At 67.3% G+C, this 15,081-nt stretch carries 12 protein-coding genes and 2 pseudogenes; 5 read left to right on the plus strand and 9 right to left on the minus strand.

Annotation, left to right across the window (positions count from 1 at the left end; translation table 11 throughout):
• The 3 genes and pseudogenes from VEC03_RS19120 to VEC03_RS08830 all read right to left on the minus strand — a co-directional run.
• Positions 1–140 (minus strand): annotated as a pseudogene (locus tag VEC03_RS19120) (LPS export ABC transporter periplasmic protein LptC); the annotation flags it as partial.
• A gap of 17 nt (positions 141–157) precedes the next feature.
• Positions 158–697 carry a KdsC family phosphatase gene (locus VEC03_RS08825; RefSeq protein ID WP_324914448.1) on the minus strand — a complete coding sequence of 180 codons (540 nt, stop codon included), beginning with the start codon at positions 695–697 and terminating at the stop codon, positions 158–160.
• A complete protein-coding gene (locus VEC03_RS08830) occupies positions 697–1,737 on the minus strand; it encodes a KpsF/GutQ family sugar-phosphate isomerase (RefSeq protein WP_324914449.1) in 1,041 nt (346 codons plus the stop codon). Before VEC03_RS08830 ends, VEC03_RS08825 begins: the two co-directional genes overlap by 1 nt.
• Positions 1,738–1,772: 35 nt before the next feature.
• On the opposite strand from VEC03_RS08830, the gene VEC03_RS08835 reads away from it, so the two are divergent.
• Entirely contained in the window at positions 1,773–3,758 is a 1,986-nt protein-coding gene (locus tag VEC03_RS08835; RefSeq protein WP_324914451.1) for a monovalent cation:proton antiporter-2 (CPA2) family protein, read from the plus strand.
• 23 nt (positions 3,759–3,781) lie between these two features.
• On the opposite strand, the gene mnmE is transcribed toward VEC03_RS08835, so the two are convergent.
• From mnmE to rpmH, 5 genes are all read right to left on the minus strand, one after another.
• Positions 3,782–5,161: a tRNA uridine-5-carboxymethylaminomethyl(34) synthesis GTPase MnmE gene (gene mnmE, locus VEC03_RS08840; protein ID WP_324914453.1), complete on the minus strand. Its 1,380-nt coding sequence runs from the start codon at positions 5,159–5,161 to the stop codon at positions 3,782–3,784.
• 87 nt (positions 5,162–5,248) lie between these two features.
• The gene (yidC, locus tag VEC03_RS08845) at positions 5,249–6,970 is read right to left on the minus strand and encodes a membrane protein insertase YidC (RefSeq protein WP_324914455.1); all 1,722 of its coding nucleotides are present in this window, start codon (positions 6,968–6,970) and stop codon (positions 5,249–5,251) included.
• A complete protein-coding gene (gene yidD, locus VEC03_RS08850; RefSeq protein WP_324914456.1) occupies positions 6,967–7,239 on the minus strand; it encodes a membrane protein insertion efficiency factor YidD in 273 nt (90 codons plus the stop codon). The genes yidC and yidD overlap by 4 nt, the downstream gene beginning before the upstream one ends.
• Entirely contained in the window at positions 7,236–7,664 is a 429-nt protein-coding gene (locus VEC03_RS08855; RefSeq protein WP_324914458.1) for a ribonuclease P protein component, read from the minus strand. Before VEC03_RS08855 ends, yidD begins: the two co-directional genes overlap by 4 nt.
• Positions 7,665–7,728: 64 nt before the next feature.
• Complete coding sequence (gene rpmH / locus VEC03_RS08860; protein WP_027101598.1) at positions 7,729–7,863, minus strand: 50S ribosomal protein L34; 135 nt, start codon at positions 7,861–7,863, stop codon at positions 7,729–7,731.
• A 234-nt stretch (positions 7,864–8,097) separates the two neighbouring features.
• Here rpmH and dnaA point away from each other — a divergent pair, with 234 nt between their 5' ends.
• From dnaA to VEC03_RS08880, 4 genes are all read left to right on the plus strand, one after another.
• Positions 8,098–9,468 carry a chromosomal replication initiator protein DnaA gene (gene dnaA / locus VEC03_RS08865; protein WP_324914461.1) on the plus strand — a complete coding sequence of 457 codons (1,371 nt, stop codon included), beginning with the start codon at positions 8,098–8,100 and terminating at the stop codon, positions 9,466–9,468.
• 250 nt (positions 9,469–9,718) lie between these two features.
• The gene (gene dnaN, locus VEC03_RS08870) at positions 9,719–10,825 is read left to right on the plus strand and encodes a DNA polymerase III subunit beta (RefSeq protein WP_324914463.1); all 1,107 of its coding nucleotides are present in this window, start codon (positions 9,719–9,721) and stop codon (positions 10,823–10,825) included.
• 177 nt (positions 10,826–11,002) lie between these two features.
• Positions 11,003–13,660, plus strand: coding sequence for a DNA gyrase subunit B (locus VEC03_RS08875; protein WP_324914465.1), 2,658 nt, complete (start codon positions 11,003–11,005; stop codon positions 13,658–13,660).
• Between the two features lie 166 nt (positions 13,661–13,826).
• On the plus strand, positions 13,827–14,804 hold the full coding sequence (locus VEC03_RS08880) for an HNH endonuclease (protein ID WP_324914466.1): 978 nt from the start codon (positions 13,827–13,829) through the stop codon (positions 14,802–14,804).
• A 58-nt stretch (positions 14,805–14,862) separates the two neighbouring features.
• Here VEC03_RS08880 and VEC03_RS08885 read toward each other — a convergent pair.
• Positions 14,863–15,059, minus strand: a pseudogene (locus VEC03_RS08885) (sulfate transporter subunit); the annotation flags it as partial.
• Between the last annotated feature and the right edge of the window lie 22 nt (positions 15,060–15,081).

Raw genomic sequence — 15,081 nt, forward strand, 5'->3', positions numbered from 1 at the left:
GCCGCCGGGGCCCCCATGAACGACGGCGTGTTGCTGGCCAGCCAGTAGGTACCCAGCGCCAGCAGCCCCATGAGGATCACCGGCAGGTAGATGGCGAGCCGGTCCCAGGTGCTGCGTGTCCAGCGCCAGGCCTGCAGCAGGGGCAGCGTGGCGGAGCTCACTCGTACTGTTCCAGCAGGCTCGCGTACCGCCCGCTGGCCACCAGCAGCAGGTCGCAGAACTCGCGCGCCGCCCCGTGCCCGCCGCTGGCGCGGGTCACGTAGGCCGCCGCCGCCCGGACCTCCACGTGCGCGTTGGCGGGCGCGGCCGCGAAGGCGCAGCGGCGCATCACCGGCAGGTCGGGCCAGTCGTCGCCGATCGCGGCGGCGCGGTCCCAGCCCAGGCCCAGCTCGGCCAGCGTGCGCTGTGCCGCCGGGGCCTTGTCCTCGGTCCCGTAGTGGACCTTGGCGACGCCCAGCGCCGCCAGCCGCGCCCGCAACGCCGGTGAGTCGCGCCCGGTGATCACCACCGGCGTGATGCCGGCACGCTGCAGCAGCTTGAGCCCCAGCCCGTCCAGGATGTGGAAGCGCTTGAGCATCTCGCCTTCGGCCGACAGGTACAGCCCGCCGTCGGTGAGCACGCCGTCCACGTCGAAGAAAGCCACCTGCACGCCCTGGGCGGCGAGCAGCAGTTCCGGCGCGAAGGCGAGTGCCGGCATCAGATGACCTTGGCCCGCATCAGGTCGTTGCTGTTGATGGCGCCGCACAGGCGCCCCTGGGCGTCGACGACCAGCACGCTGGTGATGCGGTAGCGCTCCATCAGTTCGGCCGCCTCGGCGGCCAGCGCGTCGTCGCGGATGGTGTGCGGGCTGGCGTGCATCACCTCGCTGGCGCGCACCTGGCGCAGGTCGACGCCCTTCTCGATCAGCCGGCGCAGGTCGCCGTCGGTGAAGATGCCCAGCACCCGCCCGTCGGCATCGACGATGGCGGAGGCGCCCAGGCCCTTGGCGCTCATCTCCCGCATCAACTGGGGAAACGGCGTATCCGCGGGCACGCGCGGCACGGCGTCGCCGGTGCGCATCACGTCGCTCAGGTGGGTCAGCAGCTTGCGCCCGAGCGCGCCGCCGGGGTGCGAGCGGGCGAAATCCTCGGCGCGGAAGCCGCGCGCGTCCAGCAGCGCCACCGCCAGGGCATCGCCCAGGGCGAGCTGGGTGGTGGTGCTGGCGGTCGGCGCCAGGTTCAGCGGGCACGCCTCCTTCTCCACCCCGCTGTCCAGCACGATGTCCGCGTGCCGCGCCAGCGTGGAGTGCAGGTTGCCCGTGATCGCCACCAGCGGCACCCCGAGCCGCTTGAGCACCGGCAGGATGGCCGTGATCTCGTCGCTCTCGCCGCCATTGGAGATGGCGAGCACCAGGTCGACGGCCTTGATCATGCCGAGATCGCCGTGGCTGGCCTCGGCGGGATGCACGAACAGCGCAGGCGTGCCGGTGGACGCCAGCGTCGCCGCCACCTTGCGGCCGATGTGGCCGCTCTTGCCCATGCCCATGACGACGACGCGGCCGCGCACCGCCAGCATGGCCTGCACCGCGCGCCCGAACGACTCGCCGGTGCGCGCCTTCAGGCCCTGCACCGCGGCCGCCTCGATGTCGAAAGTCTCCTGCGCCAGGCGCAGGGCGCGGGCGGAATCGAAGTCGGGGTCGGAGCTGCCCGGGGCCGGCTGTGCGGCGGCGGCCGGCGCCGAGGGGAGGGAAGCGGGCATGGCGGCGATTCTAGGGTGCCCGTTAGCATCGGCACATGTCCACGCTGGAGCTGATGCTGGTCTACCTGCTGGCCGCGGTGCTCGGCGTGGTGGCCTGCCGCTCCTTCAAGCTGCCGCCGATGCTGGGCTACCTGCTCGCCGGTGTCCTGATCGGCCCGAACGCCCTCTCGCTGGAGCAGGACTCGGCCAAGGTGCACTACATCGGCGAATTCGGCGTGGTGTTCCTGATGTTCGTGATCGGGCTGGAATTCAGCCTGTCGCGGCTGCGCACCATGCGCACCCACGTGTTCGGCCTGGGCCTGCTGCAGGTGGCGCTCACGGTGCTGGTCGGCACGCTGGGCACCCTGGCGCTGACGGCGATCGCCCCGGGGCTGTGGCACATGAGCTGGCAGACGGCGCTGGTGCTGTCCGCGGCGCTGGCCATGAGCAGCACCGCCATCGTGCTCAAGCTGATGGCCGAGCGGCTGGAGCTGGACTCGGAGCACGGCAAGCGGGTGATCGGGGTGCTGCTGTTCCAGGACCTGGCCGTGGTGCCGCTGCTGGTACTGGTCCCCGCACTCGGCAGCGAACCCGAGCAGCTGCTGACGAGCCTGGCGCTGGCCCTGCTGAAGGCCGCGGTGCTGGTGGGGCTGCTGCTGGCCGGCGGCCAGAAGCTGATGCGCTGGTGGCTGACGCTTGTCGCCCGGCGCAAGAGCGAAGAGCTGTTCGTGCTGAACCTGCTGCTGGTCACGCTGGGGCTGGCCTGGCTGACCGAACTGGCCGGGCTGTCGCTGGCGCTGGGCGCCTTCATCGCCGGCATGCTGATCGCCGAGACGGAATACAAGCACCAGGTCGAGACCGACATCCGGCCCTTCCACGACGTGCTGCTGGGCCTGTTCTTCATCGGCGTGGGCATGCTGCTGGACTGGCACGTGGTGGCCGACCGCTGGCCGCTGGTGCTGCTGCTGGTGACGCTGCCGGTGCTGTTCAAGCTGGTGCTGGTCACCCTGCTGGCCCGGGCGTTGGGCGCCACCACCGGCGTGTCGCTGCGCACCGGCCTGTACCTGGCGCAGGCCGGCGAGTTCGGCTTCGTGCTGCTGACCCTGGCGCAGCAGCAGGGGCTGCTGCCGGACGGGTTGCGCAGCCCGATCCTGGCCAGCATGGTGCTGTCCATGCTGGCCACGCCCTTCATCGTGATGTACAGCAACCGGCTGGTGATGAAGCTGGTGGCCAGCGAGTGGCTGCAGCAGTCGCTGCAGATGACCACCATCGCCCGGCGCTCGATCAACGTGAACCGGCACGTGATCATCTGTGGCTACGGCCGCAGCGGCCAGAACCTGGCACGGATGCTGGAACGCGAGGGCATCCCCTACATGGCGATGGACCTCGACCCCGACCGGGTGCGGCAGGCGGCTGCCGCCGGCGACTCGGTGGTGTTCGGCGACGCGGCCCGGCTGCAGTCGCTGATGGCCGCCGGACTGGCGCGGGCCAGCGCGGTGGTGGTCACCTACCTGGACGTGCCGGGCGCTATCAAGGTGCTGGCGCACGCGCGCGCCCACGCGCCGCAGGTGCCCGTGATCGTGCGCACCCAGGACGACCGCGAGATCGACAAGCTGCAGGCCGCCGGCGCGACCGAGGTGGTGCCCGAAGCCCTGGAAGGCTCGCTGATGCTGGCCAGCCACGCGCTGGCCCTGGTCGGCGTGCCGATGCGGCGCGTGATCCGGCTGGTGCGCGACCAGCGCGACGCCCGCTACAGCCTGCTGCGCGGCTACTTCCATGGGGCCGACGACGACACCGCCGACGAACGCCAGCTGGAGCGGCTGGCGACCGTCACGCTGCCGCCCGGCGGCCGCTCGGTCGGCCGGCGGCTCGCCCACTTCGCTTTCCACGCCATGGGCGTACGGGTGGTCAGCGTGCGCCACGCGGACGGCAAGGCGGCGGCGCTGGAGGGTGACCCACCGCTCGAGGGCGGCGACACGGTGGTGCTGTCGGGCAAGCCGGCTGCGCTGGCGCTAGCGGAGGAGAAGCTGCTCGGGGGCTAGCGTGAGGGCAGGCGGCGGGTCCGCTATTTCCCGATGCAGAAGCTCGAGAAGATCACGCCCAGCAGGTCGTCGGCGCTGAACTCGCCTGTGATCTCGTTCAGCGCGTTCTGCGCCAGCCGCAGCTCCTCGGCCAGCAGGTCCAGCGCCGGCACTTCGCCGGCCAGCAGGGCGGCGGATTCCATCAGGTGGGCATCGACCCGGCGCAGCGCCTGCAGGTGGCGCTCGCGCGCGATGTAGACACCTTCCGGCGCGGCCTGCCAGCCGGCGATCTCCAGCAGCCGGGCGCGCACCGCCTGCAGTCCGTCGCCGGTGCGGGCCGACAACCGCAGGCCGCCGTCGGGCACGGCGGCGCCCGCTGCCGCATCGGCCTTGTTCCACAGCTGCAGCACCGGCACCGACTCGGGCACGTGCGCGCGCAGCCGCTGCAGCAGCTCGCGGTCGGCTTCGCGGTAACCCGGCTCCTGCGCCCGCGTGAGATCGTGCAGGAACAGCACCGCGTCGGCGGCGGCGATCTGCGACCAGGCCCGTTCGATGCCGATGCGCTCGACCACGTCCTCGCTCTCGCGCAGGCCGGCGGTGTCGACCACGTGCACCGGCACGCCCTCGACCTGGATGGTCTGGCTCACCACGTCGCGCGTGGTGCCCGGCACCGGCGTGACGATGGCCAGCTCGGCGCCGGCCAGCGCGTTGAGCAGCGAGCTCTTGCCGGCGTTGGGCTGGCCGGCGATCACCACCTTGATGCCCTCGCGCAGCAGCGCGCCCTGGCGCGCGCGTTGCATCACGGCCGCCAGCCGGGCCTGCAGCCGGTCCAGCTGGCCCTGGGCGTCGGCCTGGCGCAGGAAGTCGATCTCCTCCTCGGGGAAGTCCAGCGTGGCCTCCACCAGCATGCGCAAGTGGATCAGCGCGTCGCGCAGCTCGTGGATCTCGCGCGAGAACTCGCCGGCCAGCGAACGGCTGGCGCTGCGCGCCGCTGCCTCGGTGCTGGCGTCGATCAGGTCGGCGATGGCCTCGGCCTGCGCCAGGTCGATCTTGTCGTTGAGGAAGGCGCGCTCGGTGAATTCGCCCGGCTGCGCCAGCCGCAGCCCGATGCCGGCGCCCGCCTCCAGGCAGCGCGCCAGCAGCAGTTGCAGCACCACCGGTCCGCCGTGCGCCTGCAGTTCCAGCACGTCCTCGCCGGTGTAGGAATGCGGGGCCGGGAAGTGGATGGCGAGGCCCTGGTCGATGGGCGCGCCATCGGGGGCCCGGAAGGGCAGGTAAGTGGCCTCGCGCGGCCGGAGCGCGCGGCCGCAGACCGCGTCGATCACCGGCTGCACGGTGCGGCCGGACACGCGAACGATGCCGACCGCGCCGCGACCCGGCGCGGTGGCGATGGCGGCAATCGGCTGGTCGTGGCGGGGGAGCATGGAATTGCAAAGCATAAGGGCCGCTTGCGCGGCCCTTCGTGGATCCCCGCCTGCGCGTGGGGTTCAAGCGCATCGCGCCTGCGGCGCTCAGCTCTTGAACTTGGGCAGGTTGAACTGCGGCGGCACGCCCATGCGGGTGTTGATCAGCCACTGCTGGGCGATCGACAGCACGTTGTTGGTGATCCAGTACAGCACCAGGCCGGCCGGGAAGAAGAAGAACATCACCGAGAACGCCAGCGGCATGAACCACATCAGCTTGGCCTGCATGGGATCGGGCGGCACCGGGTTGAGCGCCGTCTGCAGCAGCGTGGTGAGGGTCATCACCAGCGGCAGGATGTAGAAGGGATCCGGCGAGGCCAGGTCGTGGATCCAGCCGATCCAGGGCGCGTTGCGCATCTCCACGCTGGTCAGCAGCACCCAGTACAGTGCGATGAACACCGGGATCTGGATCATGATGGGGAAGCAGCCGCCCAGCGGGTTGACCTTCTCCTCCCGGTAGATGCGCATCATCTCCTGCTGCATCTGCTGCGGGTTGTCCTTGTAGCGCTCGCGCAGCTGCATCACCTTGGGGTTGATGGCCTTCATCTTGGCCATGCTCTCGTAGCCCTTGGCCTGCAGCCAGTAGAAGGCGATCTTGATCACCAGCACCAGCGCCATGATCGACCAGCCCCAGTTGCCCAGCACCGAGTGGATCTGGTCCATCAGCCAGTACAGCGGCTTGGCCAGGATGGTGAACATCCCGTAGTCCTTCACCAGGTCCAGGCCGGGGTAGATGTTCTCCAGCATCTTCTCGATCTGCGGACCGGCGAAGAAGCGCGACTCCTGGACCGCGCTGGCGCCCGGGGCCACCGGCTTGAGCGGCGCGATCATGCCGACCGAATAGCGGTTGTCCACCTTGCGCACGAAGTTCTCGCGCTGGGTGCCGTCCGGCAGGATCCAGGCGCTGGCGAAGTAGTGCTGCACCATCGCCACGTAGCCGGCGGTGGCCTCCTTCTGAAAGTCGGCCTTGTTCTTGTCGATCTCCGACGGCTCGACCTTCTGGAACTTCTGGTCGGCCGTGAACACCGCCGGCCCCGTGAAGGTGGAGGTCGGGTTCATGAACGAGGAGCCGGCATCGGCGAAGCCGCCGCGCACCAGTTGCATGTACAGCTGCGGCGACACCGGCTGCCCGCCGACGTTGACCACCTCGTGCGTCACGCCCACTTCATAGTGGCCGCGGCGCAGCGTGTAGGTCTTGACCAGCTTGACGCCGCCGACCGCGGGCGACTCGAACCGCACCGTCAGTTCGTCGCTGCCCGGCTTGAGTTCACGCTCGCCGCTGACCGCCATAGGCGTGGTGTGGTTGGGGAAGTCGCCCCCGATCAGCCCGCTCTGGGCGACGTAGGTCTTGCCCTGGGCCCCCGGTTCGTCCTGCAGCAGCACGAAGGTGCTGGTGCCTTCCTTGCCGCTGCTGGAGTCGGCGCTGACCTGCAGGAACTCGGTGCGCACCAGCGAACCGCCCACGGTGTCGAAAGTGGCGCGCAGCAGGTCGGTGGTGACCGTGAAGCGCTCTTGCGGGGCCTGCGGCGCGGCGGACGGCGGCGTGGCGGTGCCCGCCACGCCCGGCAGGGCGGCACCCGTCGCAGGTGCCGAAGCGGCCGGGACGGCTGACGGTGCGCTGGCGGGATCGGCCGCGGCCGTGGCGGCCGGCCGCGTGGGCTGCGGGAAGAAGGTGGCCTGGCGCCCGTTGTGGATCTGCCACTGGTCCCAGAGCAGGACCAGCGAGAAACCGAAGACCACCCAGAGGATGGTGCGGCGAATGTCGTTCATGACGTCTTTTTCTGCGAGTGGGGCGCCAGCAGGCGGGTGAACAGCCGCGGCGCCTGGTCCGGCACCTCGTCCACGCCACCGGCGCACCAGGGATGGCAGCGCACCAGCCGCGCCACCGTCAGGTAACTGCCGGCAGCGGCGCCGTGCTGCTGCAGGGCCTGCAGCGCGTAGGCCGAGCAGCTGGGGGTGAAGCGGCAGGCCGATCCCAGCCAGGGCGACAGCAGCAGCCGGTAGCCCTTGACCAGGCCGATCAGGACGGAGCGGATCACCGGCGCAGCTCCCCGAACAGGCGCTGCAGCTCGGTGCGCACCGCGGCCTTCAGCGCCGGCGAACTGGCGCTGCGGAACTGCGCGCGATCGAAGCCGGCACGCAGCCGCACCACGTGCGCGGCGGCGGGCAGGTCGGCTTCGAATTGCTGGCTCACGGTGTAGATCTGGCGCCTGATGGCGTTGCGGGTGACGGCTCGGCGGGCCCAGCGCTTGGGAACGATGGCGCCCAGCCAGGGTTCGTGCCGGACAGCAAACAGGGCCGGCGACCCTGGGGGTTCCGGCCCTGTGGGACCTGGGGCGGTGGCACCGGGTTCCGGATCGGGACCGAGCGGGGCGCGGTGCAGCGCGAAGTGCTCGGTGCGGGCGACGGTGCGGCCGGCGGCCATGACGGCCTCGAATTGCGCCCGTGTCCTGAGCCGCTGCACGGATGGGGCTGGCTTGGTCGGGCTTGGCCCAGGCAGCCGCGGCGGGGCGCGATCCGGGCCGGCCTCAGACGGCCAGGCGCTTGCGGCCCTTGGCGCGGCGGGCGTTGATCACGGCACGGCCGCCACGGGTCTTCATGCGGACCAGGAAGCCGTGGGTGCGGGCGCGGCGCACTTTGGAGGGTTGGTAGGTGCGTTTCATGTCTTGGTCTGCTTGGCGTCAGGGAAACCCGCGATTATCGGCGAAATCGCCCGGCTGGACAAGAAAGCCGCCTTTCACCGCGCCCGGCCGCCCTCGCGCGCAATAGCGAAAACCCGGTGTGGATAACTTCTTCATAAATTACAATCGGGGGTTTCCGAGAATGACAACTATCCACAGAGGGCGGCGAACCGGATGAGCGAGGGATTTGGCAACAGCCTGCCGGGAGGTTCGGCCATGGGGGGAGGGGACGGCCTGTGGCAGGCCTGCATGGACCAGCTCGCCCAGGAACTCCCGGAACAGCAGTTCAACACCTGGATCAAGCCGCTGGGGGCCCGGGTCACGGACGACTTTTCCCGGGTCACGTTGTACGTCGCCAACCGCTTCAAGCTCGACTGGGTTCGGGCCCAGTACGCCGGCCGCATCGCGGCCACGCTGGAAAAGCTCTACGGCCAGCCGGTGCAACTTGAGTTAGCGCTCGCTCAGCGTGAAGCGCCCGCGAAACCTTACGTCGCAGCCTCTGCCCCGGAGATGCCGCCGCCGGCCGAACCGGTCGAGCTGGCCGACGACAGCCCGTCCGGCACCTTCAAGAACCGGCTCAACACGGCCCTGACCTTCGACACCCTGGTCGAGGGCACGGCCAACCGCATGGCGCGCGCCGCCGCCATGCACGTGGCCGGCACGCCCGGCCAGCTCTACAACCCGCTGTTCATCTATGGCGGGGTGGGCCTGGGCAAGACCCACCTGGTCCATGCCGTCGGCAACAAGCTGCTGGCCGAGCGCCCCGGCTCCAAAGTTCTCTACATCCACGCGGAGCAGTTCGTCTCCGATGTGGTTAAGGCCTACCAGCGCAAGACCTTCGACGAGTTCAAGGGCAAGTACCACTCGCTGGACCTGCTGCTGATCGACGACGTGCAGTTCTTCGCCAACAAGGACCGCACGCAGGAGGAGTTCTTCAACGCCTTCGAGGCCCTGCTGGCCAAGAAGAGCCACATCGTGATGACCTCGGACACCTACCCCAAGGGGCTGGCCGACATCCACGAGCGGCTGATCTCGCGCTTCGACTCCGGCCTGACGGTGGCCATCGAGCCGCCCGAGCTGGAGATGCGGGTGGCCATCCTGATCAACAAGTCGGCCGCCGAAGGCGCCGAGATGCCCGAGGAAGTGGCCTTCTTCGTGGCCAAGAACGTGCGCTCCAACGTGCGCGAGCTGGAAGGCGCGCTGCGCAAGATCCTGGCCTACAGCCGCTTCAACCAGAAGGAGATCTCCATCCAGCTGGCCCGCGAGGCCCTGCGCGACCTGCTGTCGATCCAGAACCGGCAGATCAGCGTGGAGAACATCCAGAAGACGGTGGCCGACTACTACAAGATCAAGGTCGCCGACATGTACAGCAAGAAGCGCCCGGCCTCGATCGCCCGCCCGCGCCAGATCGCCATGTACCTGGCCAAGGAGCTGACCCAGAAAAGCCTGCCCGAGATCGGCGAGCTGTTCGGCGGCCGCGACCACACGACGGTGCTGCACGCGGTGCGCAAGATCGCCCAGGAGCGCCAGAACGTCACCGAGTTGAACCAGCAGCTGCACGTGCTGGAACAGACGCTGAAGGGCTGATGGCGGATGACGGCCTGGAACAACCCTGTGGAGCATTCCGGCACAACTGCCCGCTTATCCACAGGAGCGCGCTCCGCGGCCAGGTTGTCCCCATCGGCGAAGCGGCCCGGAAGCGCACCCGCCCACACCCTTTCGGCAACCGCAAGTACCTGATGAAAAAGGGGAAAATGCGCCTTGTCCACACGGGACGCCGCCCCTTACCTAGCTACTACTACCTTTAAACAAAGAATTCAGAAGAGGAGAGGCCCACATGATCGTCCTGAAGGCCACGCAGGAAAAAGTGCTCTCGGTGCTGCAATCGGTTGCCGGCATCGTCGAGCGCCGGCACACGCTGCCGATCCTGGCCAACGTGCTGATCCGCAAGACAGGCACCCAGTTGCAGTTGACGACCAGCGACCTCGAGATCCAGATCCGGACCACCGCCGACCTGGATGGCGACAGCGGCAACTTCACCACCACGGTGGGGGCGCGCAAGCTGATCGACATCCTGCGCACCATGCCGTCCGACCAGACCGTCAGCCTGGAGACCAGCCAGAGCAAGCTGGTGCTCAAGGGCGGCAAGAGCCGCTTCACGCTGCAGACGCTGCCGGCCGAGGACTTCCCGCTGGTGCAGGAGTCGGCCAGCTTCGGCCCGGTCTTCAGCGTGCCGCAGAAGACCCTGAAGGCGCTGCTGGCGCAGGTGTCGTTCGCGATGGCGGTGCACGACATTCGCTACTACCTGAACGGCATCCTGTTCGTGGCCGAGGGCAAGCAGCTGTCGCTGGTGGCCACCGACGGCCACCGCCTGGCCTTCGCCAGCGCCACGCTGGAAGTCGACGTGCCGCGCCAGGAGGTGATCCTGCCGCGCAAGACGGTGCTGGAGATGCAGCGCCTGCTGTCCGACGCCGAAGGCGCGATCCAGATGCAGTTCGCGCCCAACCAGGCGCGCTTCACCTTCGGCGGCATGGAGTTCGTCACCAAGCTGGTCGAAGGCAAGTTCCCCGACTACAACCGCGTGATCCCCAAGAACCACAAGAACCAGGTCACGCTGGGCCGCGACCCGCTGCTCAAGAGCCTGCAGCGCACCGCCATCCTGACCAGCGAGAAGTTCAAGGGCGTGCGCCTGACGCTGGAGCCGGGCACGCTGCGCGTGGCCAGCAACAACGCGGAGCAGGAAGAGGCGGTGGACGAACTGGACATCGACTACGGCGGCGACACCATCGAGATCGGCTTCAACGTCACCTACCTGATCGACGCCCTGGCCAACATGGGCCAGGAGATGGTGAAGATCGAACTGGCCGACGCCAACAGCTCGGCCCTGGTGACCAACCCGGAAGACGCGAACTTCAAGTACGTGGTCATGCCGATGAGGATTTAGTGACAGGTCATTCCCGCGTAGGCGGGAATCCAGGGCTTGCGCATTCGACAGCGCCGCAGGCGCGTTGCGCTGGATCCCCACCTGCGCGGGGATGACGTAAGGACCGAATGACGGAAGAGGAAACCGCACCCGCCGACCGGCGGGTTGCGTGTTTCAAGCGACAGAGAAAAGACGTGTATGCCTGAGCAAAACGACCCGAGCACCGGCACCCAGCCGGCCGACCAGCGCCCCGAAACCGCCCCCGCCACCGACTACGGTGCGAGCGCCATCCAGATCCTGGAGGGGCTGGAGGCGGTGCGCAAGCGCCCGGGCATGTACATCGGCGACACGTCCGACGGCACCGGCCTGCACCACCTGGTGTTCGAGGTGGTGGACAACTCCATCGACGAGGCCCTGGCCGGCCACTGCGACGACATCGTGGTGACCATCCACACCGACAACTCGATCAGCGTGGTGGACAACGGCCGCGGCATCCCGACGGCCATCAAGTGGGACGACAAGCACGAGCCCAAGCGCAGCGCCTCCGAGATCGCGCTGACCGAACTGCACGCCGGCGGCAAGTTCAACCAGAACAGCTACAAGGTCTCGGGCGGCCTGCACGGCGTGGGCGTCAGCTGCGTGAACGCGCTGTCCAAGTCGCTGCGCCTGACGGTGCGGCGCCACGGCAAGGTGCACGTGCTGGAGTTCAGCAAGGGCTTCGTGGTCAAGAGCGGCGAAGTCAGCGAGCAGACGGGGCCCGACGGCGAGAGGGCGCTGGTGCGGCCCATGCTGGTGCTGGGCGAGACCGACAAGCGGGGCACCGAGGTGCACTTCCTGCCGGACACCGAGATCTTCAGGGAGAACAACGACTTCCACTACGAGATCCTGTCCAAGCGGCTGCGCGAGCTCTCGTTCCTGAACAACGGCGTCAACATCAAGCTGGTCGACGAGCGCACCGGCAAGAGCGACGACTTCTCGGGTGCCGGCGGCGTCAAGGGCTTCGTCGACTTCATCAACAAGGGCAAGTCGGTGCTGCACCCCAACGCCTTCCATGCGGTGGGCGAGAAGGCCAGCGACCAGGGGAGCATGGTCGGCGTCGAGGTCGCGATGCAGTGGAACAGCGGCTACAACGAGCAGGTCCTCTGCTTCACCAACAACATCCCGCAGCGTGACGGCGGCACCCACCTCACCGGCCTGCGCGCGGCGATGACGCGGGTGATCAACAAGTACATCGAGGAGAACGAACTGGCCAAGAAGGCCAAGGTCGAGATCACCGGCGACGACATGCGCGAGGGCCTGACCTGCGTGCTGAGCGTGAAGGTGCCCGAGCCCAAGTTCTCCAGCCAGACCAAGGACAAGCTGGTGTCCAGCGAGGTGCGCGGCCCGGTGGAAGACGTGGTGGCCAGCAAGCTGCACGACTACCTGCAGGAGCGCCCCAACGACGCCAAGACCATCGTCGGCAAGATCGTCGAGGCGGCCCGCGCACGCGAGGCGGCCCGCAAGGCGCGCGAGATGACGCGGCGCAAGGGCGTGCTGGACGGCATGGGCCTGCCCGGCAAGCTGGCCGATTGCCAGGAGAAGGACCCGGCGCTGTGCGAGATCTACATCGTCGAGGGCGACTCCGCCGGCGGCAGCGCCAAGCAGGGGCGTGACCGCAAGTTCCAGGCGATCCTGCCGCTGCGCGGCAAGATCCTGAACGTGGAGAAGGCGCGCTACGAGAAGCTGCTGACGTCCAACGAAATCCTGACGCTGATCACCGCGCTGGGCACCGGCATCGGCAAGGCTGGCGGCAGCGCGCACGGCAACGGGAATGGCAATGGCAATGGCAACGGCAACGGCAACGGCAACGGTCACGGCAAGTCCGACGCCGACGACTTCAACGTCGACAAGCTGCGCTACCACCGCATCATCATCATGACCGACGCCGACGTCGACGGCGCCCACATCCGCACGCTGCTGCTGACCTTCTTCTACCGGCAGATGCCGGAGCTGGTCGAGCGCGGCCATATCTACATCGCGCAACCGCCGCTGTACAAGGTGAAGGCCGGCAAGGAGGAGCTGTACCTGAAGGACGGCGTGGAGCTTGACGCTTTCCTGCTGCGCGTGGCGCTGAACGGCGCCAGCATCTCCACCGGCGGCGACAAACCGACCATCATCAGCGGCGAGACCCTGGCCGAACTGGCTCGCAAGCACCAAGTGGCCGAACGCGTGATCGACCGGCTGTCCGGCTTCATGGACGTCGAGGCCCTGCGTGCCATCGCCGATGGCGTGCGCCTGAACCTGGACACGGTGGCCGAGGCCGAGGCCTCGGCGCTGGCGCTGCAGGCCAAGTTGCAGGAGATCGACCGCGCCAACAACTCGCCCCTGGCCGAAGTGGCCGGCGAGTTCGATGCCCGCACCGACAAGCCCATCTTGCGCATCAGCCGTCGCCACCACGGCAACGTCAAGAGCAGCGTGATCACGCAGGAGTTCGTGCACGGCGCCGACTACCAGGCCCTGTCCGACGCCGCCGACACCTTCCGCGACCTGCTGCACGAAGGCGCCAAGGTGATGCGCGGCGAGGGCGAGCGCGCCAAGGAGGAAAAGGTGGGCGACTTCCGCGAGGCCATGCAGTGGCTGATCGGCGAAGCCGAACGCACCACCTCACGCCAGCGCTACAAGGGCCTGGGCGAAATGAACCCCGAGCAGCTCTGGGAAACCACCATGGACCCCAGCGTGCGCCGCCTGCTGCGCGTGCAGATCGAGGACGCGATCGAGGCCGACAAGGTGTTCACCATGCTGATGGGCGATGAAGTGGAGCCGCGCAGGGACTTCATCGAGACGAATGCGTTGAGGGCTGCGAATATCGACGTGTAGGCGACAGACAGAGAACCATCGCGCAGCAGGTTTGAGCCGCGTTGGTCTGTCGAGACCCACGGAAGTAAGAGGAACGTTTAAATAGAACGTTCCTTTTTTTTATTGCACTTAGGACGGTGCGGTCGTTGTTGGCTATGGGCAGCGCAGCCGTGTATTGTCCGGCTCCATGCGCTACTGGTGGGTGAACCAAAACCAGACCCTCAAGCACGAGCTTGCAGGCGGTTATCTCTGGTCACCCAAGCGCAACAAGAATGGTGCCCTCAATCCGTTCTATGAGTTCATGAAGGAAGTTGCACCCGGCGACGTGATCTTTTCGTTCTCAGATACGAGGATTCCAGCGATCGGAATCGCTCTATCGAATGCCTACGAGGCGCCAAAGCCGATGGAGTTTGGACAAGTAGGCGCGTACTGGGATTTGATTGGATGGCGGGTGGACGTGCGCTTTGTTCGCCTGAAGGATCCAATCAGGCCGGTCGAGCATATCGATCGATTGCGGCCCTATCTTCCAACCAAGTACTCACCGCTACAGCCGAATGGCAATGGATTGCAGTCGGTCTACTTGACCCGAGTCGGCTCGCTTCTCGCGGGTCAACTAATCGACTTGATTGGTGCAGAGGCGCGTGCAATCACCCAGAGCTGGAGTGCTGAAGATTCGATCACGAGTGCAGTGCTAACCGGACAGGCGCAGTGGGAAGAACACCAGATTGAACAACTGAAGGCGAGCGCTGCAAGTGAAACTGAGAAGAGTGCCCTTGTACTTGCCAGGCGAGGTCAGGGTCTCTTTCGATCGCGCGTCTCCGCAGTGGAAAGACGTTGTCGGGTCACTAAGGTGGACAAGTTGGAGTACCTCCGAGCGAGTCATACCAAACCTTGGCGCGATGCAAGCAACGAGGAGCGATTGGACGGTGAGAATGGCTTCCTTCTGACCCCCGATGTTGATTTGCTCTTCGATCGAGGATTCATTTCCTTCGAGGATTCGGGAAAAGTCCTCGTCTCCCCGGTTGCTGACATGGCGGCCATCGAGCGCATGGGTATCAACAGCGGCATGCTGCAGAACGTTGGAGCGTTCTCAGCTGGGCAGCGGAAGTATCTGGATTTCCATCGCGAGAACATTTTTCTTGAGGCGCGGGTGATTGGCGCCTAGTTCTACGATCGACGCACCGGACTTGAGTCGAACACCCGGTGCGTTCTCCCAAGTCAATCTACTTCTTCGAGTAGATCTCATCAAAGCTCCCCCCATCCGCAAAGTGCACCTTGGTCGCCTGCCCAACCTGCCGAATGCCTGGTCGATGGTGAACAAGTTCAGCTTGGGGAACTGCTTCGAATACTTCGCCTTCGCCTTCGCCTTCGCCCTGGCTGAGGCCGTCGGCCGGTAGAAGTTCTTTCCGGCGATGTCCTGGTCTGCACCGGTGGGATGGCAC

Origin of the sequence: Ramlibacter sp. (genome assembly GCF_035627355.1) — a bacterium.
GTDB lineage: Bacteria > Pseudomonadota > Gammaproteobacteria > Burkholderiales > Burkholderiaceae_C > Ramlibacter.